A 22953-nucleotide genomic window follows, 5' to 3' on the forward strand; every position below is an offset into this window, starting at 1 on the left:
TCCGCCGGAGCCCGGCGGCGTGGTTCTGGGGGACTGCTGGTCAGGAGGCGAGCGCGTCGGCGCCCGACACGATCTCGCTGATCTCCTGGGTGATCTCGGCCTGGCGGGCCTGGTTCGCCAGCCGCGTGTACATGCGGACGAGGTCCTCGGCGTTCTCCGTCGCGGTGTGCATCGCGCGCTGGCGCGCGGCCAGCTCGGACGCCGCGGCCTGCAGCAGGCAGGAGAAGATGCGGCTGCGCACGTAGCGCGGCAGCAGCGCGTCCAGCACCTGGTCCGGGTCCGGCTCGAACTCGTACAGGGGCAGCGCCTCGCCGTTCGACGGGGCCACGCCCTCGACGACCTCGAGCGGCAGCATCCGGATGACCTGCGGGCGCTGGCTCACCATGTTGACGAACTGCGTCGACACGATGTGCAGCTCCCCCACGCCGCCCTGGTCCGCCGGGGCGGCGAAGGCCTCGAGCAGCGTGCTCGCGATCTCCTCCGCTAGGTCGGACGTCGGGGCGTCGGACTGCCCGGTCCACGTCGCCGCGAGCTCGCGGCGACGGAACCGGTAGTAGGCCTCGGCGCGGCGGCCGCTCACGTAGAGGGCGACCTCCTTGCCCTCGCCCTGGAGCCGCTCGACCAGGCGCTCCGTCTCGCGGATGACGGACGCCGAGTAGGCGCCCGCCATGCCGCGGTCCGAGGCGATGAGCAGCACGGCGACCCGCTGGGTGTCCGTGCGCTGCACGAGCAGCGGGTGGGAGATGTCCGAGTGCGTGGCCACGGCCGAGACCGCCCGGGTGATGGCCCGGGCGTACGGCGACGCGGACGCCATCCGCGCACGGGCGCGCCCGATGCGCGACGCGGCGATCAGCTCCTGCGCGCGGAACATCTTCTTCAGCGACTGCGTCGACTTGATCCGCTGCCGGTAGACGCGCTGCTGCCCGGCCATGTCAGCCCTTCTTCTGCCGGACGATCTGCTCCTGCTCGACCGGGGTCTCCTCGTCCGGCTCGCCGGCGCCGACGAGCGGCGTCCCGTCGGCCTTGAGGAAGTTCGAGCGGAACTCGTCCACGGCCTCGGCGAGCTTGGCCTCCAGGTCGTCCCCGAGCTTGCCGGTGTCCGCGATGGACGTCAGCACGTCGGAGTTGCGACGCAGGTGGTCCAGCAGCTCGGTCTCGAACCGGCGGACGTCCTCGATCGGCACGTCGTCCAGCTTGCCCTTGGTGCCGGCCCAGATGGACACGACCTGGTCCTCGACCGGGAACGGCGAGTACTGGGGCTGCTTGAGCAGCTCCATCAGGCGGGCACCCCGGGTCAGCTGCGCGCGGGACGCGGCGTCCAGGTCGGAGGCGAACATGGCGAACGCCTCGAGCGACCGGTACTGCGCGAGGTCGAGCTTCAGCGTGCCGGACACCTGCTTCATCGCCTTGACCTGCGCGGCACCACCGACGCGGGACACCGAGATGCCCACGTCGACGGCGGGGCGCTGGTCGGCGTTGAACAGGTCGGACTGCAGGAAGATCTGCCCGTCCGTGATGGAGATGACGTTGGTCGGGATGTACGCCGAGACGTCGTTGGCCTTGGTCTCGATGAACGGCAGACCGGTCATCGAGCCGCCACCGAGCTCGTCGGACAGCTTCGCGCAACGCTCCAGCAGGCGGGAGTGCAGGTAGAACACGTCGCCCGGGTAGGCCTCGCGGCCCGGCGGGCGGCGCAGGAGCAGCGACACGGCGCGGTACGCCTCGGCCTGCTTCGACAGGTCGTCGAACACGATGAGGACGTGCTTGCCGGCGTACATCCAGTGCTGGCCGATGGCCGAGCCGGTGTACGGCGCCAGGTACTTGAAGCCGGCCGGGTCGGACGCGGGGGCCGCGACGATCGTCGTGTACTCCAGGGCGCCGGCCTCCTCGAGCGCGCCGCGGACGGCGGCGATCGTGGAGCCCTTCTGGCCGATGGCGACGTAGATGCAGCGGACCTGCTGGTCCGGGTCGCCCGTCTCCCAGTTGGCCTTCTGGTTGAGGATCGTGTCGATCGCGATGGCCGTCTTGCCGGTCTGGCGGTCGCCGATGACGAGCTGCCGCTGGCCGCGGCCGATCGGGATCATCGAGTCGATGGCCTTGATGCCGGTCTGCAGCGGCTCGTGCACGCTCTTGCGCGCCATGACGCCGGGCGCCTGGAGCTCGAGCGCGCGGCGGCCCTCGGACTCGATCTCGCCCAGGCCGTCGATCGGCTGGCCCAGCGGGTCGACCACGCGGCCGAGGAACGCGTCGCCGACGGGGACGGACAGGACCTCGCCGGTGCGGCGGACCTCCTGGCCCTCCTCGATGCCGGTGAACTCGCCCAGGACGATGACGCCGATCTCGCGGACGTCCAGGTTCTGCGCGAGACCGAGCGTGCCGTCCTCGAAGCGGAGCAGCTCGTTGGCCATCACACCGGGCAGGCCCTCGACCTGGGCGATCCCGTCGCCGGCGAGGGTGACGCGGCCGACCTCCTCGGCGGCGACGCCGGAAGGCTCGTACGTCGTGACGAAGCTGTCCAGCGCGGCGCGGATGTCCTCCGGCCGGATCTGCAGCTCGCTCATGGCATCTCTCCTGTCGTGTCGCACGCCGGGGGCGTGCGCTCACACGTAGTTCCGGGCTGGGCCGTCGGGCCCGTCAGCTGGCAAGTCGTCGTCGTGCGTCCGCCAGCCGTGCCAGCACGGTCGCGTCGATCACCTCGGGGCCGACCTGCACCCGCAGGCCCCCGAGGACGTGCGGGTCCACCAGGACCTGCACCTGCATCTCCCGCCCGTACGTGCGGGCCAGGATGTCCGCGAGCCGCTGCCGCTGGGCGGTGCCCAGCTCCGCGGCGCTGGTGACGTTGGCCACCGTGCGGCTGCGCCGCTCGGCGATCAGGTCACCCAGGTGGCCGAGCGTGGCGACGTACCGGCGGCCGCGCGGCGCCACGGCGGCCCGGCGCGCGAGCACCTGGGTCGCGGGGGTGCCGCCGCCGGCGAGCAGCCTGTCGACCAGGTCGCCGCGGGCGTGGGCGTGCACCGTGTCCGAGTAGAGCAGGCGGCGCACCTCCCGCTGCCCGGCGAGCGCGCGGCCGATCCGGAAGAGCTCCTCCTGGACCGTGCCGATCGTGCCGTCCGCCTCGGCCGACGCGAGCACGGCCGAGAAGGCCAGGTGCTCGACGGCCTCGGCCAGGTCGGGCTCGGCGGACCAGCGGGCCCGCACGAGCCCCTGCGCGGCCTCGACCACGCGGGGGTCGGCCGCCGACAGCAGCCGCGCGACCAGCGTGGCCTTGGCCTCGGCGTCGGCCGACGGGTCGGTCAGGGTGCGCCGCAGCGAGCCGGACGAGTCCAGCGCGTCGGTCAGCGCGAACAGCTGCTCGCCGAGCAGCCGCCCCTGCGCGCCGGCCTCGCGCAGCACCGGCTCGAACCGGCCCTCCGCGGCGACCAGCGACGCCCGGCTCGTCCCTCGCATCAGTTCCCCTTACCCGCGGTCGCCGTGGTCTGCTCGTCGAGCTCGTCCAGGAACCGCTCGACGACGCGCGAGCGACGCGCCTCGTCCGCGAGCGACTCGCCGACGATCTTCGACGCGAGCTCCGTGGCGAGCGTGCCGACCTCGGTGCGCAGCGAGACGGCCGCCTGCTGGCGCTCCGCCTCGATCTGGCGCTGGGCGTTCTCCGCGATGCGAGCCGCCTCGGCGGTCGCCTTCTCACGGGCCTCCGCGACGATCTGACCGGCCTCGCCGCGCGCGTCCTCGCGGATGCGCGCAGCCTCGGTCCGGGCGTCCTGGAGCTGCTGCTCGTACTCGGCCTTGGCCCGGGCAGCGTCCTCCTGGGCGCTGGCGGCCTTGGCGAGACCGCCCTCGATCTTCTCCGTGCGCTCGTCGAGCACCGCCTGGAACTTCGGCAGCACGAGCTTGTAGAAGACGACGGCGATGACGACCAGGACGACCGTGGACCACAGGATGTCGTAGCCGGCCGGGAGCAGCAGCTGGACGCCCTCGACCTCCTCGGTCTCCGCGGCCAGGATGCTCGCCGCGGGGAGCGCGGCGGTGATCACGAGAAGAGGAAGCCCGTGATGAGGCCGAGGAGGCCGAGCACCTCGACGAAGCCGATGCCGATGAACATGGTGGTGCGCAGCTGGCCGGCGACCTCGGGCTGACGCGCCATGCCCTCGACGGTCTTGCCGATGAGGATGCCGAGGCCGATGCCCGGGCCCAGGACCGCGAGGCCGTAGCCGACGGTGGCGATGTTGCCGGAGACGGCGTTCTCGGCCGCGAGGATGACGCTGGGGTCCGTCAGAAGAGACACGCTTGCTCGTTCCTTCCGTTTGGCCGCCGGCCGGTCGGCCGGCGGTCGTGGGGGCGGGGGTCCGTGAGGACCCCCGGGTGGTGCTGGGTCAGTGCTCCTCTTCGACCGACTGGCTGAGGTAGACAGCCGTCAGGACGACGAAGATGTAGGCCTGCAGCGCGGCGACGAACACCTCGAACAGGGTGATCGCGAAGCCGCCCGCGAGGGTGAGGGCGCCGAACGGCTTGAGGCCGCCGCTCGCCTCGAAGAGCAGGTACTGCGTGGCCGAGAAGCACAGCACGAGCATCAGGTGCCCGGCGACCATGTTGGCCATGAGCCGGATGGCGAGCGTCACGGGCCGCAGAACGAAGACCTGCAGGAACTCCACCGGCGCGAGCAGCCCGTACAGCGGCCACGGGACGCCCGGGGGGAACAGGCTGTTCTTGAGGAACCCGCCGACGCCGTGGGCCTTCACGCCCGCCCCGATGTACATGACGTACACCCAGAGGGCCAGCATGATCGGCAGGCCGATCACCGACGTCCCCGCGATGTTCAGCAGCGGGATCACGCCGGTGATGTTGAAGGCGAGGATCGCGAAGAAGATCGTGGTCAGGAGGGCGACGTACTTGTGCGCCTTCTCCTTGCCGATGATGTCCTCGGCGACGTTCACGCGGACGAAGTCGAGCAGCAGCTCGGCGACGTTCTGGCCGCGGCGCGGCACGAGGCGCGCGCGGCGGGCGGCGATGACCATGACGGTCAGCAGCACGGCGACGGCGACGAAGCGCACGACCTGGATGCGGTTGATCTCGAAGATCGTGCCCTCGAACCAGATGGCCGGCGGGAAGAACTCCGCGATCGACGGCTTGTGGAACCCGGACTCGCCTTCGGCTGCGAGCGGCAGGATCGTCGCAAGGCTGGACAGAGCAGTCTCCTGTAGGTCGAAGGCTCCGGGGACTCGCGCCCCGTTGCACACGGGTCGCGCCACCGGGACCCGGCCGTCGTGGGTGGTTCGGCAGGAAGCCTAACGTACGGAGCGGCTGCCGCCGTCCGGGTCGTCCTGATTCGAGACGGCCCCGGAGGTACCTGCAGGGGACACGTACGGCACCCGCCCGCGCGCCACGGCGCGGTAGTCGAGCAGCGCCGATCCGATGACCGCCACCGCCACCACCACGGCCAGCACGTACCGGTCGTAGAAGTCCATGCCGCGCAGCACCGCCAGCAGCACGACGACCACGACCAGCTTGCCGAGCCAGGTGCCCATGATCACGGCCATCATCGTGCCCGGGGCCGTGCCCGTGGTCTTGAGCATCGACAGCGTGGTCGTGCCGGAGAAGAGCAGGGCGATGGCGGCGCCGATCAGCGCGCCCCACACCCCGGGCAGACCGGCGACCAGGTAGCCGATCGCGACGCCGAGCACGGTCACGCCGGCGACCAGCACGACCATGTCCCGCAGGGCGGTGCGGAAGACGGCGGACACCTCGGGGCTGTCCCCCGCGCGGGGCGTCGGTGCGGCGGTGGGCTCGGTCATCGGTGGTCCGTCCTCGGGTCGGCGTCGTTCAGGGCGGTCAGCGGCGCGCCGGTCCCGTGCCACGCCCGGCGGTGCGGGTCGGCGGCGTGCCGGGCGGGCGCGCGGTGGTCGGCGCGGGCGTGCGCGTCGTGCGGGCGGCGGGGGGGCTCGGCCGGTGAGGCGGCGGTGGTCGGGGCGGCCGCGGGCGCTGCGGGCCGCGGCGGGCCGGCGTCCCCGCCGCCCCCGGCCGTCCCGGTGCGGCCCGTGCTGCCCGGCGTGGCGCGGCCGCGCAGGGGGCCGAGCGTGAGCGCCAGGGCGGCGAGCACCCCGACGGCGAGGCCGACGAGCACCGCGGTCGTGGAGAACCACACGAGGGCGACCGCCGCCCCGGTGAACACGAAGGTCCAGACGTACAGGATGATCACGGCGCGCCGGTGCGAGTGCCCCAGGGCGAGCATCCGGTGGTGCAGGTGCATCCGGTCCGGGTGGAACGGGGACTTGCCCGTCCCGACGCGCCGGACGACCGCCAGGCCCATGTCGAGCAGCGGCAGCAGCAGCACGGCCAGCGGCAGCAGGATCGGCAGGAACGCCGGGAATGACTCCCGGGTCATCGCGGGGTCGATCTGCCCCGTCACCTGGATACCCGCCGCGGCGATCACCAGGCCGATGAGCATCGACCCGGAGTCGCCCATGAAGATCCGGGCGGGGTGGAAGTTGTGCGGCAGGAAGCCCACGCACGCCCCCACCAGCAGCGCGACGACGAGCGTCGCCAGGTTCGAGTAGTCCCCCGGGCTCGCGCCGCGGGTCAGCGCGTACGAGTAAAGGAAGAACCCCGCCCCGCCGATCGCGACCAGCCCGGCCGCCAGCCCGTCCAGGCCGTCGACGAAGTTCACCGCGTTCATCGCGACCACGACGACGAGCACCGTCAGCCCCAGCCAGATGCGGTCCGAGCCCACGATCACGCCGTCGATCGGCAGCTGGTAGAGCTGCACGCCCATCGACGCCATGACGAACGCGGGGAGCACCTGGCCGACCAGCTTGGTCATCCAGTCGAGGTCCCAGATGTCGTCGGCCACGCCGAGCGCGCACACCATCGTGGCAGCGGCGGCGATGCCGATGATCGGGCGCGGGTTGTCGAAGACGTCCTGGAGGAACGGCAGCCGGCTCGCCATCAGCAGCCCGACCATGATCCCGGCCCACATCGCCAGCCCGCCGAGGCGTGGCGTCGGGATCGAGTGCACGTCCCGCGACCGCACCGCCGTGATGGCCCCCCACCGCAGCGCGCACCACCGGGCGACCGGCGTCAGCAGGTAGGTCGCCGCCGCGGCGATCAGCAGGAGCAGGAGGTACGCCCTCACCGGCCGGGGTCACCCACCACCGGCGCGACCTCGCGGAGCCGCTCCAGGCCGATCGCGCCCTGGCGGACCACCCGGAGCTCGTCGCCCGTCGCGTCCACGATCGTCGACGCCACCTGGCCGGGCGTCCGGCCGCCGTCGAGGTAGACCTGCACGCTGTCGCCGAGCTGCTCGTGCGCCTCGGCGACCTCGAGCGCGGAGGGCTGCCCCGTGCGGTTCGCGCTGGAGACCGCCATCGGCCCGGTGCGGGTCAGCAGGGCCAGCGCGACCGGGTGGTCCGGCACCCGCAGGGCCACCGTGCCGTGCGTGTCGCCCAGGTCCCACGCGAGGGAGGGCTGCGCGACGACGATGATCGTCAGCCCGCCGGGCCAGAACGCCTCGGCGAGGTCGCGGGCCGCGGCCGGGACGCCCATCGCGAGGCCGTCCAGGGTGCGCACGTCGGGCATGAGCACCGGCGGGGGCATCTGCCGTCCCCGGCCCTTCGCGGCCAGCAGCGCGGCGACCGCGTCGGGGGTGAAGGCGTCGGCGCCGATCCCGTACACGGTGTCCGTCGGGAGCACCACGAGCCCCCCTCGGGAGACCGTGTGCACGGCGGCGTCGAGGGCGGGGCCCCAGGTCGCGGGGTCGGTGGCGTCCAGCACGCGGTCGGCACTCACGGCTGCGAGTCTTTCACGCCCGGGCGGGGCTCAGGTCGCGGCTCGCCCGCGGGTGCGGGTGCGGTAGCGGCGGCGAGCGGGGCGCCGGGTGCCGGGCGGCGGCGGGCGACGAGCATCCGCGGCCGGCCGGTCAGGTCGGGCCGGCTCTCGATCGCGTCGAACGCCCCGGTCGCCTCGGCGGCGGCGCGGGCCGCCGCGTCCTGGACCTCGGCGTGCTCCATGACGAGGAGCCCGCCGGGCACGAGCAGCCGGGCGGCGGCCGCGAGCACCGCGCGCGGCACCTCCAGGCCGTCGACCCCGCCGCCGTACAGGGCGAGGTCGGGGTCGTGGTCCCGCACCTCCGGGTCGACCGGCACGGCGTCCGGCGGGATGTACGGCGGGTTCGACACGAGGACGTCGACGGTGCCGTCCAGGTCGGCCAGCAGCGCCGGGTCGCGGACGTCGCCCTGCTCGACGCGGAGCGACAGGCTCCCGGCGGCCCCGCTGTTGTGCCGCGTCAGGGCGACCGCCTCGGGCGACGCGTCGACCGCCGCGACGCGGGACCCGGGCACCTCGGTGTCCACCGACAGCGCGATGCCGCCCGCGCCGCAGCACAGGTCCACGACCAGCGGGGACTCCCCCAGCGTCGCCAGCCGCGCGGCCTCGTCGACCGCCACCTGCGCCACGGTCTCGGTCTCGGGGCGGGGCACGAACACGCCCGGCTCGACGCGGAGCGTCAGGTACCGGAACACCGTCGAGCCGACGATGTGCTGCAGGGGCTCCCGCCGGCGCCGCCGGTCCACCAGGCCCGCGAACTCCTCGGTGAACCCGTCCGGCACGGGCGGCGCGAGCACGAGGTCCAGGCGGGGCAGCCCGAGGGCGTACGCGGCCAGGGCGGTCGCGTCGTGCCGCGGCGACCCGACCCCCGCGTCGGCGAGCACCCGGGCCGCGGCGTCGACCAGGGCCCGCATCGTCGGGGCGGCGGTCACGCGCCCGGCTCCCCGGCGCTCGCCAGGCGGGCGGCCTCGTCGGCGTCGATCGCGGACTGCACGACCGGGCCGAGGTCGCCGTCCAGGACGGCGTCCAGGTTGTAGGCCTTGTACCCGGTGCGGTGGTCCGCGATCCGGTTCTCCGGGTAGTTGTAGGTCCGGATCCGCTCCGAGCGGTCCACGGTGCGCACCTGCGACCGCCGGGCCGCGCTCGCCGCCGCGGCGGCCTCCTCCTGGCGGGCCGCCAGCAGCCGGGCGCGGAGCACGCGCATCGCCTGCTCGCGGTTCTGCAGCTGGGACTTCTCGTTCTGCATGGACACGACGATGCCGGTCGGCACGTGGGTGATCCGCACCGCGGAGTCCGTGGTGTTGACCGACTGCCCGCCCGGGCCGGACGAGCGGTAGACGTCGATGCGCAGGTCGTTCGGGTCGATCTCGACCTCGCCGGCGTCCTCCGCCTCGGGGAAGACCAGGACGCCCGCGGCCGACGTGTGGATGCGGCCCTGGGACTCGGTGACGGGCACCCGCTGCACGCGGTGCACGCCGCCCTCGTACTTCAGGCTCGCCCAGACGCCCTCGGCCGGGTCCGTCACGGCCCCGCGCGCCTTCACGGCGACCTGCACGTCCTTGTACCCGCCGAGGTCGGACGCCGTCGACTCCAGCGTCTCGGTCCGCCAGCCGCGCCGCTCCGCGTAGCGGAGGTACATCCGCAGCAGGTCGGCGGCGAACAGGGCGGACTCCTCGCCGCCCTCCCCCGCCTTGATCTCGAGGATCACGTCGCGGGCGTCGTCGGGGTCGCGCGGGACCAGGACGCGGCGCAGCTTCTCGGCCGCGTGCTCCTCCGCCTCGGCGAGCACAGGGAGCTCGGCCGCGAACGCGGCGTCGTCCTGCGCGAGCTCGCGCGCGTCGGCGAGGTCCTCCGCGGCGGCCCGCCACGCGCCGTGCGCCTGCGCGACCCGGCCGAGCTCGGCGTACCGGCGGCCCAGGTTCCGGGCGAGCGCCTGGTCGGCGTGCACCGCCGGGTCCGAGAGCTGCTTCTCGATCCGGGCGTGCTCGTCCAGCAGCGGGCGTGCGGCCACGAACGGGTCGGTCATCGCTGTCTCCTCGGGCGCTGCGGACGGGTTCCGGGCGACCCGTCAGCTGCGTCGGCCGGGGCCCGGACATGCGAAGACGCCGGTGACCGCGGCCCGCGAGGGGCCGACGGTCACCGGCGTCGAAGTCGCTAGTTGGCCGAGCGCTTGCCGTAGCGCGCCTCGAACCGGGCCACGCGGCCACCGGTGTCGAGGATCTTCTGCTTGCCCGTGTAGAACGGGTGGCAGGCGCTGCACACGTCGGCCCGGATCTCACCGGAGGTCGAGGTGGAGCGCGTGGTGAACGTGTTGCCACAGGTGCAGGTCACCTGGGTCACCACGTACTCGGGGTGGATGTCAGTCTTCACAGGTGTTCTCCTCGGGTTGGGCCTCCGGGTCGTGCGCGCGAGCCGCGCACGTGAACCGCAGACCGACGGAACAGTCTGCCAGAACAGCGGCCGGGGCGGAAATCTTCCCGCCGCCTACGATGAGGGCATGCTTCGCATCGGCCTGGTGATCGACGACGGCCTCGACCGCCCCGACGGGGTGCAGCAGATCGTCCTCACCCTCGGCCGCCGGCTCACGGCGCTCGGCCACGAGGTGCACTACCTCACCTCCACCACGACGCGGACGGACCTGCCGAACCTCCACGTGCTCGGCCGCACCGTCGGCGTGAAGTTCAACGGCAACCGCCTGGGGACGCCGCTGCCCGCGTCCCGGGCGGGCATCCGGGCGCTGCTCGACGCCGTGCCGTTCGACGTCCTGCACGTGACCATGCCGTACAGCCCGGTGCTCGCCGGGCGGGTCGTGTCCGCCGCGCGCCCGGGCACGGCCGTCGTCGGGCACTTCGTCATCTACCCGCAGGACGCCGCGACGCGCTGGGGCATCCGCGCGCTCGGCCTGCTGGAGCGCCGGCGGCTGCGGCGGTTCGACGCGATCAGCGCCCTGTCGTCCGCCGCCGCCGAGTCGGTCCGGGAGGCCTACGGGCGCGAGGTGCCCGTCATCGGCGGCCCCGTCGAGCTGCCCGCCGAGCACGTCGCCCCCGCACCCCGGCCGGACGACGCGCCGGTGCGGATCGTCTTCCTCGGGCGCCTCGTCGAGCGCAAGGGGCCCCGCGAGCTGCTCGCCGCCGTCGCCGCCATGCCCCGCACCCAGCGGCCGTGGACGCTGACGCTCGCCGGGCGCGGCCCGCTGCTGGACGAGCTGCGCGACCGGGCCCGCGCCGCCGGGCTGGCCGACCGCGTCGACTTCCCCGGTTTCGTGGCCGAGGAGGACAAGGCGGCGCTGCTCGCCGGCGCGGACGTCGTCGCCCTGCCGTCCACCGGCGGAGAGAGCTTCGGGATGTCCGTGGTCGAGGCGCTCGCCGACGCCGGCGGTGTCGTGCTCGCCGGGGACAACCCGGGCTACCGCACCCCGATGGCGGGGCTGGAGCCGCAGCTCGTCGACCCCCGGGACACCCCGGCGTTCGCGCGGACGCTGGCGCGCTGGGTCGACGACCCGGCGGCCCGGCGGGCGGCGACGGGGCCGCAGCGCGTCGCGGCGCAGCGGTTCGAGGCCGGGGAGATCACCCGGCAGACGCTCGCCTGGTACGAGGACGCGCTCTCCGCCCGCCGGGGCGCCCGCACCCCCGGCGCCTGAGGCGCTCCACAGCCCGCCGGACGCGCAGCGGGGCGGCACCCCCGCGAGGGAGTGCCGCCCCGCGACGCACCGTGGCGTCAGTCGTCGTTCTTGCCGCCCATGCCCGGGGTCGTCTTCTGCACCTGGAGCAGGAACTCCACGTTCGACTTCGTCTCGCGGAGCTTGCCGAGCAGCAGCTCGATCGACTGCTGCTGGTCGAGCGCGCCCATGACGCGGCGGAGCTTCCAGACGATCTTGAGCTCGTCCGGCGCGATGAGGATCTCCTCGCGCCGCGTGCCGGAGGCGTTGACGTCCACGGCCGGGAAGATGCGCTTGTCCGCGAGCGAGCGGGAGAGCCGGAGCTCCATGTTCCCGGTGCCCTTGAACTCCTCGAAGATGACCTCGTCCATCTTGGAGCCGGTCTCCACCAGCGCCGAGGCGAGGATCGTCAGCGAGCCGCCGTTCTCGATGTTGCGGGCCGCGCCGAAGAACCGCTTGGGCGGGTAGAGCGCCGAGGCGTCGACACCACCCGAGAGGATGCGCCCGGAGGCCGGGGCCGCCAGGTTGTACGCGCGGGACAGCCGGGTCAGCGAGTCGAGCAGCACCACGACGTCCTGGCCGAGCTCGACCAGGCGCTTGGCCCGCTCGATGGCGAGCTCCGCGACCATGGTGTGGTCCGAGGCGGGGCGGTCGAAGGTCGAGGCGATGACCTCGCCCTTCACGGTCCGCTCCATGTCGGTGACCTCCTCGGGGCGCTCGTCGACGAGCACGACCATGAGGTGGACCTCGGGGTTGTTCGCGGTGATCGCGTTCGCGATCTGCTGCATGATGATCGTCTTGCCGGCCTTCGGCGGCGCGACGATGAGGCCGCGCTGGCCCTTGCCGATCGGGGCGACGATGTCGATCACCCGCGGCGTCAGCTGGTGCGGGTCGTTCTCGAGCCGCAGGCGGTCCTGCGGGTACAGCGGCGTCAGCTTGGAGAACTCCGGGCGCTGGCGCGCCTGCTCCGGCGACATGCCGTTGACCGTGTCGAGACGCACCAGGGCGTTGGCCTTGTTGGGGCGGTTGCCGCCCTGCTGCGGCTGCGCCTCGCCCTCCCGGGGCGCGCGGACGGCGCCCGTGATGGCGTCACCGCGGCGGAGACCGGCCTTGCGGACCTGGCCGAGCGGCAGGTAGACGTCGGTCGCGCCGGGCAGGTAGCCCGTGGTGCGGACGAACGCGTACGAGTCCAGCACGTCGAGGATGCCGCCGATCGGGACCAGGACGTCGTCCTCGTCCACCTCGACGGGCTCGTACGCGTCGACGTCGGTGCCCCGCGTGCCACGGCCCCGCTTGGTGCGGTCGCGGTCGCGGTACCGGTCGCGGGAGCGCCGGCGGCGGCCGCCGCGCTCGTCGTCCTCGTCCTGCGGAGCGCGGTCCTGCTGCTGGCCGCGGGTCTGCGGCTGCGCGCGGTCCTGCCGCTCCGGCTGCACGGCCGGCTGCTGGCCCTGCTGGCCCCGGTCCTGCTGGCGCTGGCGCTGGCCGTCACGGCCCTCGCGCTCGCCGCGGCCGTCCCGGTCGCCGGCGGTGGTCGGCCCCTCGGGGAGGGTCACGTCGACCGTCGGCGCGCCGGCACCGCGGCCGGCGCGGCGCGAACGGCGCTCACCGGTCACGGAGCCGACGGCCTCGGCCGCACGGGCGGCGCGGTCGTCACGCGGCTCGCCGGTCTGCTGCCCGCCCTGGCGGGAGTCGAGCGCGGCCTCGAGGTTCGCGAGGACGTCGACGGCGCGGCCGCGGGAGTCCCCGGACTCGTCCGCGGCGGGCGCCTCGGAGGCGGCCCGCACGGGGCGGCGGCGCCGCGCACGGGGCTCGTCGCCGGAGGCGTCGGCGGTGGGGGCGGGCTGCTCGGCCGCGGGCAGCTCGGCCTGCGGCGCGGTGTGCTCGGCCGCGGGCGCGTCGGACGGGCCGGCGGCGCGGGACGCGGCGCGACGCGCGGGGCGCTCGCCCCCGCCGTTCCGGGCCTGGATGGCGTCGACCAGATCGCTCTTGCGCATCCGGGACGTGCCCGTCACGCCGAGCTGGGCGGCGAGCGCCTGCAGCTCGGGCATGCGCATCGCGGAGATGGCACCGCCACGGGCTGAGCCGCCGGAGCCGGTGCTCACGGCGGTCTCGATGGTGTCTGTCACGAAGGACCCTTCCCCCTCGTCGGGGACCGCCACCCACCGTCGGGGCGCGGTCCGCGTCCGGTCCCTCGTGGGGGGCCGGTGCGTCGGTGAAGCCGCACGTGTCGCGCTGGAGCGGCGACTCACGTGGGCTGGATCGTTCCCGGTCTCGGATCTCCGGGGACCCGGGCCTTCGCGGGGCGGGGCACCTGAGCGGCGCTGCACCGGAAAAAGGCTGAGCGGATATCAGGACGAGGTCCGGGGAACGGGCTCAGCATAGCACCGGGCCCACCCGTCAGGGCAGCCTCCGCCACGCCGCTCCGGCCGTGTCGATCGCGAGCCGCAGGATGCGCCAGCCGCCCATCGCACCGCCGAACACCTGGTCGAGCGCGGTGTCGGCGTCGGTCGCCGCGGGCGCCCCCTCCGCGGGTTCACCCGCACCGCGGGCCAGCACGAGCACGGTCGGGCCGGCGCCGGACACCACCGCGGGCACGCCGCGGGCGCGCAGCGCGTCGACCAGCGCCATGCTCTCGGCCATCACGGGCCGGCGGTAGCCCTGGTGCAGCCGGTCCTGCGTGGCGGGCAGCAGCAGGTCCGGCCGGCGGCCGAGCGCCTCGACGAGCAGGGCCGCGCGGCCCGCCTGGAACGCGGCGTCCCGGTGCGGGACCGTCTCCGGAAGCACGCCGCGGGCGTGGGACGTGGCGAGCCGGGTCCCGGGGACCACCACGACCGGCGCGATCGTCTCGTGCACCGCCAGGCGGGCGGCGTGCACCGTGCCCGCCGCGTCGTCCGACCACGCGACCGTCGCACCGCCGAGCAGCGCGGGCGCCGCGTTGTCCGGGTGACCCTCCAGCTCCGTGGCGAGCCGCAGCACGACGTCGTCGTCGAGCGACTCGGGCTCCGCGACCAGCGCGCGCGCCGCGAGCAGGCCCGCCACGACGGCGCCGGCCGACGACCCGAGCCCCCGGCCGTGCGGGATCCGGTTGCGGCAGGTCAGGTGCAGGCCCGTCTGCGGCGCGCCCACGTGGTCGAGCGCGTGCCGCAGGGCCCGCACCACCAGGTGGTCGTCCCCGGTGGGGACGTCGTCGGCGCCCTCCCCCACCACGTCGACGACCACGTCGGCGGACCCGAGGGCGCGCACCTCGACGTCGTCGTACAGCGCGAGCGCCAGCCCCAGCGCGTCGAAGCCCGGGCCGAGGTTGGCGCTCGTCGCCGGGACGCGCACCCGCGCCCGGTCGGCTCCCAGTCGCACGGCCGGCTCAGCCGAGGCCGAGGGCCGCGGCGATCTCGACCACGTCGGGCCGCACGCGGGTGGTCTCGACCTCGGTGCCGTCCGCGGTGCGCAGGGCCCACTGGGGGTCCTTGAGGCCGTGGCCGGTGACGGTGACGACGATCCGCGCGCCCGCCGGCACGCGCCCGGCCTCCGCCATCTTGAGGATGCCCGCGACGCCCGCGGCCGACGCCGGCTCGACGAACACGCCGACCTGCGAGGACAGCACGCGGTGCGCGGCGAGGATCTCGTCGTCCGTCACCGCGTCGATGAGCCCGCCCGACAGGTCGCGCGCCGCCTCCGCCTGCGTCCAGGACGCGGGGTTGCCGATCCGGATCGCCGTGGCGATGGTCTCGGGCTCGGTGATCGGGTACCCGCGCACGATCGGCGCGGCGCCGGCCGCCTGGAAGCCCCACATGATCGGCGTGTGCGTGGCGACCGCGCCGTGCTCCGCGCCGGCGTCGAGGCCCGCGTACTCGCGGAAGCCCTTCCAGTACGCGGTGATGTTGCCGGCGTTGCCGACGGGCAGCGCGTGGATGTCGGGGGCGTCGCCCAGGGCGTCGACGATCTCGAACGCGCCGGTCTTCTGGCCCTCGATGCGGTCCGGGTTCACGGAGTTGACCAGCTCCACCGGGTACGCCTCGGCGAGCTTGCGCGCGGCGACCAGGCAGTCGTCGAAGTTGCCGTCGACCTGCAGCAGCCGCGCGCCGTGCGCGACGGCCTGGCTGAGCTTGCCCATCGCGATCTTGCCGTCCGGCACGAGCACCGCGCAGACCATCCCGGCGGCCGTCGCGTACGCCGCGGCCGACGCCGAGGTGTTGCCGGTGGACGCGCACACGACGGCCTTCGCGCCGCGGCCCGCGGCCGCGGACATCGCGGTCGTCATGCCGCGGTCCTTGAAGGACCCGGTCGGGTTCATGCCCTCGACCTTGACGAACACCTCCGCGCCGGTCAGCGCCGAGAGCGCGGGGGCGGGGACGAGCGGCGTGCCGCCCTCGCCGAGCGTCACGACGCGCTCCTGGACGTGCGCCGGCAGGCGGTCCGCGTACTCGCGGATCACGCCGCGCCACTGGTGGGCCATCAGGCTCCCTCGACTCGCAGGACGGACACGACCTGGCGGACGGAGCCGAGGTCGCCGATCGCGGCGACGGTGGCGGCCAGCGCGGCCTCCGGCGCCTCGTGCGTGGTGATGACGAGGCGGGCGACGCCCGGGGCCTCGTCGGTGCTGGTCGCGTCGGCAGGCGACTGCCGCACGGCCTCGATGGAGACCCCGTGCTCCGCGAGCACCGCGGACACCTGGGCCAGCACGCCGGGGCGGTCGTCGACGTCGAGCCGGACCTGGTAGCGGGTGCGCGCCGACTCGGCGGGCAGCACCGGCAGGGCGGCGTACCAGGACTCGGCGGGGCCGCGCCCGCCGTGCACCCGGTGCCGGGCCGCGGACACCACGTCGCCGAGCACCGCCGACGCGGTCGGCGCACCGCCGGCGCCCCGGCCGTAGAACATGAGCTCGCCCGCGGCCTCGGCCTCGACGAACACGGCGTTGAACGCGCCCCGCACGCCGGCCAGCGGGTGGGCCAGCGGGACGAGCGACGGGTGCACGCGCACCTGGACGCCGTCGCCGCCGTCCTCGGTGGTGCGCCGCTCGGCGATCGCGAGCAGCTTGATGACGTGCCCGGTGCGGCCGGCCCAGGCGACGTCGTCCGCGGTGACCGCCGTGATGCCCTGGCGGTCGACGTCCTCGAGCGAGACCCGGGTGTGGAACGCCAGCGAGGCGAGGATCGCGGCCTTCGCCGCGGCGTCGAACCCCTCGACGTCGGCCGTCGGGTCGGCCTCCGCGTACCCGAGCGCCTGCGCCTCGGCGACGGCCGCGTCGAGGTCGAGACCGTCGGTGGCCATCCGGTCGAGCACGTAGTTGGTCGTGCCGTTCACGATGCCGAGGACGCGGTGCACGCGGTCGCCGGTGAGCGACTCGCGCACGGGCCGGACCAGCGGGATCGCCCCGGCGACCGCGGCCTCGAAGTACACGTCGACGCCCGCGGCGTCCGCCGCCTGGTAGAGCGTGGGGCCGTCCTCGGCGAGCAGCGCCTTGTTCGCCGTGACGACCGCAGCCCCGTGCTCGATCGCGCGCAGCAGCAGCGACCGGGCGGGCTCGATGCCGCCGACGACCTCGACGACGACGTCCGCCTTCGTCACCAGCGCCTCGGCGTCGGAGGTCAGCAGCGACCGGTCGACGACGGGGTCGCGCTCGGCGTCCACGTCGCGCACGGCCACGCCGACGAGCTCCAGCGGGGCGCCGACGCGGGCGGCGAGGTCCTCCGACTGCGTGGTGAGCAGCCGCACGACCTCCGTGCCCACGACGCCGCAGCCGAGCAGGGCGACCCGCACCGCCGGGCGCTCCGTCGTCGCGGGCCGGGCGTGCCGGCCGGTCTCGTCGCGTGCAGTCACCGCGTGCGCCTCTCGATCACGCCCGGGAGCTCCCGGGGTCTGCTGGGACACGGCCGGCGCCGAGGCGCCCGGCCGCTGACACAGGATAGGGGCCGCACCACGGGCCCCGACGGTGCATCCACACCCTGGGCCGGCGCGCCTGCGCGACCGAGGCACGAGACCTCACTGCCGCAGCACTCTGGCGACGTCGTCGAGCCCGCGCTCGAGCGGCTCGAGCCGCCGCTCGAGCGTCCTCAGCACCATGACCGGGTCCACCGTGCTGTAGCCGTGGACGATGCGGTTGCGCATGCCGCGGACGACGGGCCAGGCACCGTCGCACGCGGCGTCCCGGAGGTCGGGCGGCAGGCGACCCACGCAGTCCAGCGCCGCGGCGAGCCGAAGGCACACCGCGTCCAGCGCCAGATCCGGGTGGTACGACACGAGCGCGAGGTGGGCCCGCACCCTGCCGAGGTGCTCCAGCGCCTCCTCCACCAGCGCAGCGGGCGTCGCGCTCACAGGGGTATCGCCTGCACCGTCGCGGCGACCACCGGACGGAGCGATCGCGCGGGGACGACGTCGGCGCGGCGGCCGAGGATCTCCGTCAGCTCGATCTCCAGCCGCGCCAGCTCGAAGAGCCCCATCTCCGGGCCGGGGTCGACGAGCAGGTCCACGTCCGAGTCCGGTCCGTCCTGACCCCGGGCCACGGAGCCGAAGACCCGGACGTTCGAGGCGCCGTTGCGTTCAGCCGCCGCGACGACCGCCTCGCGCCGGCTGCCGAGCACGCGCCCGAGCATCGACGCCGGCTCCTCCAGCGGCCCCGGCGAGCTCCGGTCCTCGTCGGCGGCGACGGACACGGCGCCCGGCGGGGAGCTCACGAGCTCGACCCGCCGGAGGAGACGGGCCACCTCGGGCTGGCTGCGCCCGAGCGCGGCGCCGATGCGGCGCTGGCTCCAGCCCATCGCCGCCGCCTGACGGGCTGCCGTGACGAGCGACCTCGCCGCCTCCGCCCGCAGCCGGTCGGCCCTCGCTGCCGCCTCCGTGACGTAGGCGCCGAACGCCTCCTCGACCGGCGACGGGCTCAGGTCGCCGGCGGGCTCCTTCTGACCGTCGTCCACCGCACCTGACCCCATGGCCGCCACCTCCGATAGCACATGCTATCGGGCAGGGTCAGCCGAGGTCGAGGGCCAGGAGGTCGTCCTCGGTCTCGCGCCGGACCAGCACCCGGGTCGCCCCGTCGGCGACCGCGACGACCGGCGGCCGCGGCACGTGGTTGTAGTTGGAGGCCATCGACCGCCCGTACGCGCCGGTCGCCGCGACGGCGAGCAGGTCGCCCGGCGCGACGTCGGCGGGGAGCTGCACCTGGTGCACGACGATGTCGCCGCTCTCGCAGTGCTTGCCCACGACACGCGCGAGGACGGTGTCCGCCGAGCCCGTGCGGGACACGACGGCCGCGTGGTAGTGCGCGCCGTACAGGGCGGGGCGGATGTTGTCGCTCATCCCGCCGTCGACCGAGACGTACAGCCGCTCGCTGCCGTCGTCCAGGCGCACGGGCTTCACCGTCCCGACGGTGTACAGGGTGAGCGTGGTGGGGCCGACGACCGCGCGTCCCGGCTCGAAGGACAACCGCGGCACCGGCGTGCCGAGCGCCGCGCAGGCGGAGTCGACGGCCGCGGCGATCTCCGTCGCGATGCGCCCGGTGTCGAGCGGCACCTCCCCCGGCAGGTACGCGATGCCGAACCCGCCGCCCAGGTCCACCTCGGGCACCAGGTAACCGGTGCGGGCCGCCAGGTCGGCGCGCAGGCCCAGCACGCTGGCGGCCGCGACGGCGAACCCGGCGGGGTCGAGGATCTGGGAGCCGATGTGCGAGTGGATGCCGAGCAGCCGCAGCTCGGGCCGGCGCAGGATCTCCTCGAGCGCCGCCATCGCGGGGCTGACCGGGTCGTCGCCGCCGGTCCGGGCCGCGACCGACAGGCCGAACTTCTGGTCCTCGTGGGCGGTCGAGATGTACTCGTGGCCGCCGGCGTGCACGCCCGTGGTGACGCGCACCATCACCGGCGCGGGCGGGGCACCGGCGCCGCGGGCGCGCACCGCGGCGCCGACCCGCTCGATCTCCCCGAAGGAGTCGACGATGATCCGTCCGACCCCGGCCTCGAGCGCCCGCGCGATCTCGGCGTCGGACTTGTTGTTGCCGTGCAGCCCCAGGTGCTCCCCCGGGACGCCGGCGCGCAGGGCGACCGCGAGCTCGCCGCCGGTGGAGGTGTCGACCCGCAGGCCCTCCTCGTGCGCCCAGCGCGCGACGGCCACGGACAGGAAGGCCTTGCCGGCGTAGTAGACGTCCACGCCGGCGCCGATCTCGCCGAACGCGCGCTCGAACGCCCCGCGCAGGTCCCGGGCGCGGGCGCGGAAGTCCGCCTCGTCGAGCACGTACGCGGGCGTGCCCTGCTGCGCCGCCAGGTCGCGCACGTGGACGCCCGCGACGCGCACGGCGCCGTCCGCCCCGCGCGTGGCGTTGGCGGACCACGGCAGGCCCAGCGGCTGCGCGGTCACATGCGCTCCGGCGCGCTGACCCCGAGCAGGTGCAGGCCGTTCGCCAGGACCTGGCGGGTGGCGTCGTTGAGCCACAGGCGGGTGCGGTGCACGTCACCGACCTGCTCGTCCCCGAACGGCAGGACGCGGCGCTGGTCGTACCACTTGTGGTACGCCCCGGCGAGCTCCTCCAGGTAGCGGGCGACGCGGTGCGGCTCGCGGAGCTCGGCGGCCTGCGCGACGATCCGCGGCAGCTCGGCGAGCCGTCCGAGAAGCACCGCCTCGGACTCGTGGTCGAGCAGCGAGGCGTCGAAGCCGTCCTCGCGGCGCACGCCCGCGTCGGCGGCGTTGCGCGCCACCGAGCACGTCCGGGCGTGCGCGTACTGCACGTAGTAGACGGGGTTCTCGTTGGTCGCCCGCGTGAGCAGGTCGAGGTCGAGGTCGATCGAGGAGTCCGCCGAGGACCGCGCCAGCGAGTACCGCGCGGCGTCCACGCCGACGGCCTCCACCAGGTCCTCGAGAGTCACGACGGTGCCCGCGCGCTTGCTCATGCGGACCGGCTGGCCGTCCTTGACCAGGTTGACCAGCTGGCCGATGAGGATCTCGAGGTTGACGCCCGGGGTGTCGCCGAACGCGGCGCACATCGCCATCATGCGGCCGATGTACCCGTGGTGGTCGGCGCCCAGCATGATGATCACGCGGTCGAACCCGCGCTCCCGCTTGTCGAGGTAGTACGCCAGGTCGCCCGCGATGTACGCGGCCTCGCCGTCGGACTTGATGATGACGCGGTCCTTGTCGTCCCCGAACTCCGTGGTGCGGAGCCAGGTCGCGCCGTCGGCCTCGAAGATGTGGCCGAGCTCGCGCAGCCGGGCGACCGCGCGCTCGACGGCGCCGGTCTCGTGGAGCGTGTCCTCGTGGAAGTACACGTCGAAGTCGACGCCGAACTCGTGCAGGGCCTGCTTGATCTCGCCGAACATGAGGTCGACCCCGCGGGCGCGGAACACCTCCTGCGCGTCGGCGTCCGGCAGCGTGCGGGGGTCGGGCTCCCCGGCCGCGGCGGCCTGCGCGATCACGGCGTCGGCGATGTCGGCGATGTACTGACCGCCGTAGCCGTCCTCCGGCGCCTCCTCGCCCTTCGCCCGGGCGAGCAGGGAGCGGGCGAACCGGTCGATCTGCGCGCCGTGGTCGTTGAAGTAGTACTCACGGCCGACGCGGGCGCCGGACGCCTCCAGCACGCGCGCCAGGCTGTCCCCGACCGCGGCCCAGCGGACACCGCCGATGTGGATCGGCCCGGTGGGGTTGGCGGAGACGAACTCGAGGTTGATGCTCTGCCCGGCCAGCGAGGTGCCGCGCCCGTACGCGGGCCCGGCCTCGACGACCGACCGGGCGAGCTCGCCCGCGGCGGCCGTGTCGAGCGTGATGTTGAGGAACCCGGGGCCCGCCACGTCGACCTTCGCGACGCCCGGGGCGTCCGCGAGGCGGCGCGCGAGCTCCTCCGCGAAGGCGCGCGGGTTGGTGCCGGCCTTCTTGGCCAGCTGCATGGCCACGTTGGTCGCCCAGTCGCCGTGCTCGCGCTGCCGGGGTCGCTCCACGTGCACCGTCTCGGGCAGGTCGGCGGCGGGCAGGGCGAACGTCCCGTCGGCGACGGCACCCGCGAGGGCGGCGCGCAGGGACTCGGAGAGCTCAGCAGGGGTCACCGGACAAGCGTAGCGACGCCCCGCACCTGCCCCGACCGTCGTCCACAGGCGGCGGAGCCGGGCGGCGGACCCGGGCCGCCGCGGCGGGGTCAGGCGGGCGGCGTCGACCCGCGCGGGCCCCAGGTGTCCTCGAGCATGACCGGCCGGCACGCGACGGTGGCCGCCGCCAGCAGCACGACCAGCGTGCCGATGAGGAACAGCAGCGCCGCCGTCCAGCCGCCGGTCGCGTCGTAGAGCACGCCGATCAGCAGCGGGCCGGTCCCGGCGATCGCGTACCCGACGCCCTGGGTGAAGCCGGACAGCGACGCCGCCCCGGCCGAGGTCCGCGTCCGCAGGTTGATGAGCGCCAGCAGCACCGGGAACGCGCCCGGGCCGAGCCCGCCCAGCACGATCCACAGCCACAGCGGACCGTCCGGCGACACGAGCAGCCCGACGTAGGACGCGACGAAGCACGCGACGAAGAAGACGATCAGCCCGATCGGGTTCCGCATCCGGGCCGCGGCGATCGGCGCGACGAGCGCGGGCGGCAGGCTGAGGATCGCGTACACCGACAGCCACGTCCCCGCGGCGTGCGGCGACGTGCCGTCGTCGATGAGGATCTGCGGCAGCCAGGCGAACATGGCGTAGACGTTGAGCGAGTTCATCGCGAACGTCACGCCCATGCCCCACGCGAGCGGGCTGCGCCACACCCGGCCGCCGGAACGGTGCCGGGACGTCAGCGCGGGCGTCGTCGTGGGCGAGCGCCGCAGCACCCCCGCGAGCTCCGCGCGGGCGGCCGCGGACCGCACCACCACGACCACCCACGGCAGCGCCGCCAGCACGCCGACCACCGACCAGACCGACAGCGACACCCGCCAGCCGAGGCGCTCGGCCACCGGCACGGCGAGCAGAGCCGGCAGCGCCGTGCTGACCGACATCGTCACCGAGTAGACCGACGTGACGACGCCGATGCGGTCCGGGAAGTACCGCTTGACCACCGGGGGCAGCAGCACGTTCCCCATCCCCATGCCCGCCAGCGCGATGACGGTCCAGCCCAGGAACCCCGTGGCGGTCGACGTCCCGGACCGCACGACCTCGCCGGTCACGGACAGCAGCATCGCCAGGACCAGCAGCGGCTCGAGCCCGAGGCGCCGCGCGAGCACCGGGGTCAGCGACCCGAACGCCGCGAACGAGATCACCGGGATGGTCCCCAGCAGGCCCGCCTCGGTGGCCGACAGCGCGACGTCCTCGCGCACCAGGTCGAGGATCGGGGACACCGACGCGACCGCGATCCGCAGGTTCAGCGCGACCAGCACGACGCCCAGCAGGACGATCCGGCGACCGCGCCAGGGCGCGGCGGAGCGGACGGGCACAGGGGCAGACGGCATTGCGGCCTCGGTTCGAGCAGAGGGAGGGCGCGCTGCGGCGGGCGCTGGCGGACGGGTGCCGGCTTCGTGTTGAATCGCGGCACAACTGACCAGG

At 74.7% G+C, this 22953-nt stretch carries 22 protein-coding genes; 1 reads left to right on the forward strand and 21 read right to left on the reverse strand.

What is annotated here, in order from left to right; genetic code table 11:
- Positions 1-40: 40 nt before the first annotated feature.
- The 12 genes from QNH85_RS10730 to rpmE form a co-directional block, all read right to left on the reverse strand.
- Positions 41-931 (reverse strand): F0F1 ATP synthase subunit gamma, encoded by an 891-nt coding sequence (locus QNH85_RS10730; protein ID WP_213282261.1) that lies wholly within the window; start codon positions 929-931, stop codon positions 41-43.
- Between the two features lies 1 nt (position 932).
- Positions 933-2561 (reverse strand): F0F1 ATP synthase subunit alpha, encoded by a 1629-nt coding sequence (atpA, locus tag QNH85_RS10735; RefSeq protein WP_282946396.1) that lies wholly within the window; start codon positions 2559-2561, stop codon positions 933-935.
- Between the two features lie 73 nt (positions 2562-2634).
- Positions 2635-3447, reverse strand: a complete 813-nt coding sequence (locus tag QNH85_RS10740; protein WP_282946398.1) for a F0F1 ATP synthase subunit delta — start codon at positions 3445-3447, stop codon at positions 2635-2637.
- The gene (locus QNH85_RS10745; RefSeq protein ID WP_428830393.1) at positions 3447-4031 is read right to left on the reverse strand and encodes a F0F1 ATP synthase subunit B; all 585 of its coding nucleotides are present in this window, start codon (positions 4029-4031) and stop codon (positions 3447-3449) included. The genes QNH85_RS10740 and QNH85_RS10745 overlap by 1 nt, the downstream gene beginning before the upstream one ends.
- Entirely contained in the window at positions 4028-4273 is a 246-nt protein-coding gene (gene atpE, locus QNH85_RS10750) for an ATP synthase F0 subunit C (RefSeq protein ID WP_282946475.1), read from the reverse strand. Before atpE ends, QNH85_RS10745 begins: the two co-directional genes overlap by 4 nt.
- A 97-nt stretch (positions 4274-4370) precedes the next feature.
- Complete coding sequence (gene atpB, locus QNH85_RS10755; protein WP_282946477.1) at positions 4371-5162, reverse strand: F0F1 ATP synthase subunit A; 792 nt, start codon at positions 5160-5162, stop codon at positions 4371-4373.
- Between the two features lie 120 nt (positions 5163-5282).
- Complete coding sequence (locus QNH85_RS10760) at positions 5283-5789, reverse strand: Cg1360 family ATP-synthase-associated protein (protein ID WP_282946399.1); 507 nt, start codon at positions 5787-5789, stop codon at positions 5283-5285.
- A complete protein-coding gene (locus QNH85_RS10765) occupies positions 5786-7126 on the reverse strand; it encodes an MraY family glycosyltransferase (RefSeq protein ID WP_346016310.1) in 1341 nt (446 codons plus the stop codon). Before QNH85_RS10765 ends, QNH85_RS10760 begins: the two co-directional genes overlap by 4 nt.
- Complete coding sequence (locus QNH85_RS10770) at positions 7123-7779, reverse strand: L-threonylcarbamoyladenylate synthase (RefSeq protein WP_282946400.1); 657 nt, start codon at positions 7777-7779, stop codon at positions 7123-7125. Before QNH85_RS10770 ends, QNH85_RS10765 begins: the two co-directional genes overlap by 4 nt.
- Positions 7776-8729 carry a peptide chain release factor N(5)-glutamine methyltransferase gene (prmC, locus tag QNH85_RS10775; RefSeq protein ID WP_282946479.1) on the reverse strand — a complete coding sequence of 318 codons (954 nt, stop codon included), beginning with the start codon at positions 8727-8729 and terminating at the stop codon, positions 7776-7778. The genes QNH85_RS10770 and prmC overlap by 4 nt, the downstream gene beginning before the upstream one ends.
- A 14-nt stretch (positions 8730-8743) precedes the next feature.
- The gene (gene prfA, locus QNH85_RS10780; protein WP_282946401.1) at positions 8744-9841 is read right to left on the reverse strand and encodes a peptide chain release factor 1; all 1098 of its coding nucleotides are present in this window, start codon (positions 9839-9841) and stop codon (positions 8744-8746) included.
- Positions 9842-9969: 128 nt separating this feature from the next.
- Positions 9970-10185: a 50S ribosomal protein L31 gene (gene rpmE, locus QNH85_RS10785; protein WP_213282255.1), complete on the reverse strand. Its 216-nt coding sequence runs from the start codon at positions 10183-10185 to the stop codon at positions 9970-9972.
- A gap of 127 nt (positions 10186-10312) precedes the next feature.
- Here rpmE and QNH85_RS10790 point away from each other — a divergent pair, with 127 nt between their 5' ends.
- Positions 10313-11455, forward strand: a complete 1143-nt coding sequence (locus QNH85_RS10790) for a glycosyltransferase family 4 protein (protein WP_282946402.1) — start codon at positions 10313-10315, stop codon at positions 11453-11455.
- Positions 11456-11532: 77 nt separating this feature from the next.
- Here QNH85_RS10790 and rho read toward each other — a convergent pair whose 3' ends face one another.
- The 9 genes from rho to QNH85_RS10835 form a co-directional block, all read right to left on the reverse strand.
- Positions 11533-13599: a transcription termination factor Rho gene (rho, locus tag QNH85_RS10795; RefSeq protein ID WP_282946403.1), complete on the reverse strand. Its 2067-nt coding sequence runs from the start codon at positions 13597-13599 to the stop codon at positions 11533-11535.
- Between the two features lie 271 nt (positions 13600-13870).
- Complete coding sequence (gene thrB, locus QNH85_RS10800; protein ID WP_282946404.1) at positions 13871-14827, reverse strand: homoserine kinase; 957 nt, start codon at positions 14825-14827, stop codon at positions 13871-13873.
- A gap of 7 nt (positions 14828-14834) precedes the next feature.
- The gene (gene thrC / locus QNH85_RS10805) at positions 14835-15926 is read right to left on the reverse strand and encodes a threonine synthase (protein ID WP_282946405.1); all 1092 of its coding nucleotides are present in this window, start codon (positions 15924-15926) and stop codon (positions 14835-14837) included.
- Positions 15926-17290, reverse strand: coding sequence for a homoserine dehydrogenase (locus tag QNH85_RS10810; protein ID WP_282946406.1), 1365 nt, complete (start codon positions 17288-17290; stop codon positions 15926-15928). Before QNH85_RS10810 ends, thrC begins: the two co-directional genes overlap by 1 nt.
- 162 nt (positions 17291-17452) lie before the next feature.
- Entirely contained in the window at positions 17453-17785 is a 333-nt protein-coding gene (locus tag QNH85_RS10815) for a HepT-like ribonuclease domain-containing protein (protein WP_282946407.1), read from the reverse strand.
- On the reverse strand, positions 17782-18384 hold the full coding sequence (locus tag QNH85_RS10820) for a nucleotidyltransferase family protein (RefSeq protein WP_282946408.1): 603 nt from the start codon (positions 18382-18384) through the stop codon (positions 17782-17784). The genes QNH85_RS10815 and QNH85_RS10820 overlap by 4 nt, the downstream gene beginning before the upstream one ends.
- Before the next feature lie 52 nt (positions 18385-18436).
- Positions 18437-19816, reverse strand: a complete 1380-nt coding sequence (gene lysA / locus QNH85_RS10825) for a diaminopimelate decarboxylase (RefSeq protein WP_282946409.1) — start codon at positions 19814-19816, stop codon at positions 18437-18439.
- Positions 19813-21492, reverse strand: a complete 1680-nt coding sequence (argS, locus tag QNH85_RS10830; protein ID WP_282946410.1) for an arginine--tRNA ligase — start codon at positions 21490-21492, stop codon at positions 19813-19815. The genes lysA and argS overlap by 4 nt, the downstream gene beginning before the upstream one ends.
- Before the next feature lie 89 nt (positions 21493-21581).
- Positions 21582-22859, reverse strand: a complete 1278-nt coding sequence (locus QNH85_RS10835; RefSeq protein ID WP_282946411.1) for a CynX/NimT family MFS transporter — start codon at positions 22857-22859, stop codon at positions 21582-21584.
- Between the last annotated feature and the right edge of the window lie 94 nt (positions 22860-22953).

It is taken from the genome of Cellulomonas endometrii (assembly GCF_949769265.1).
In the GTDB taxonomy this organism is placed as follows: domain Bacteria; phylum Actinomycetota; class Actinomycetes; order Actinomycetales; family Cellulomonadaceae; genus Cellulomonas; species Cellulomonas endometrii.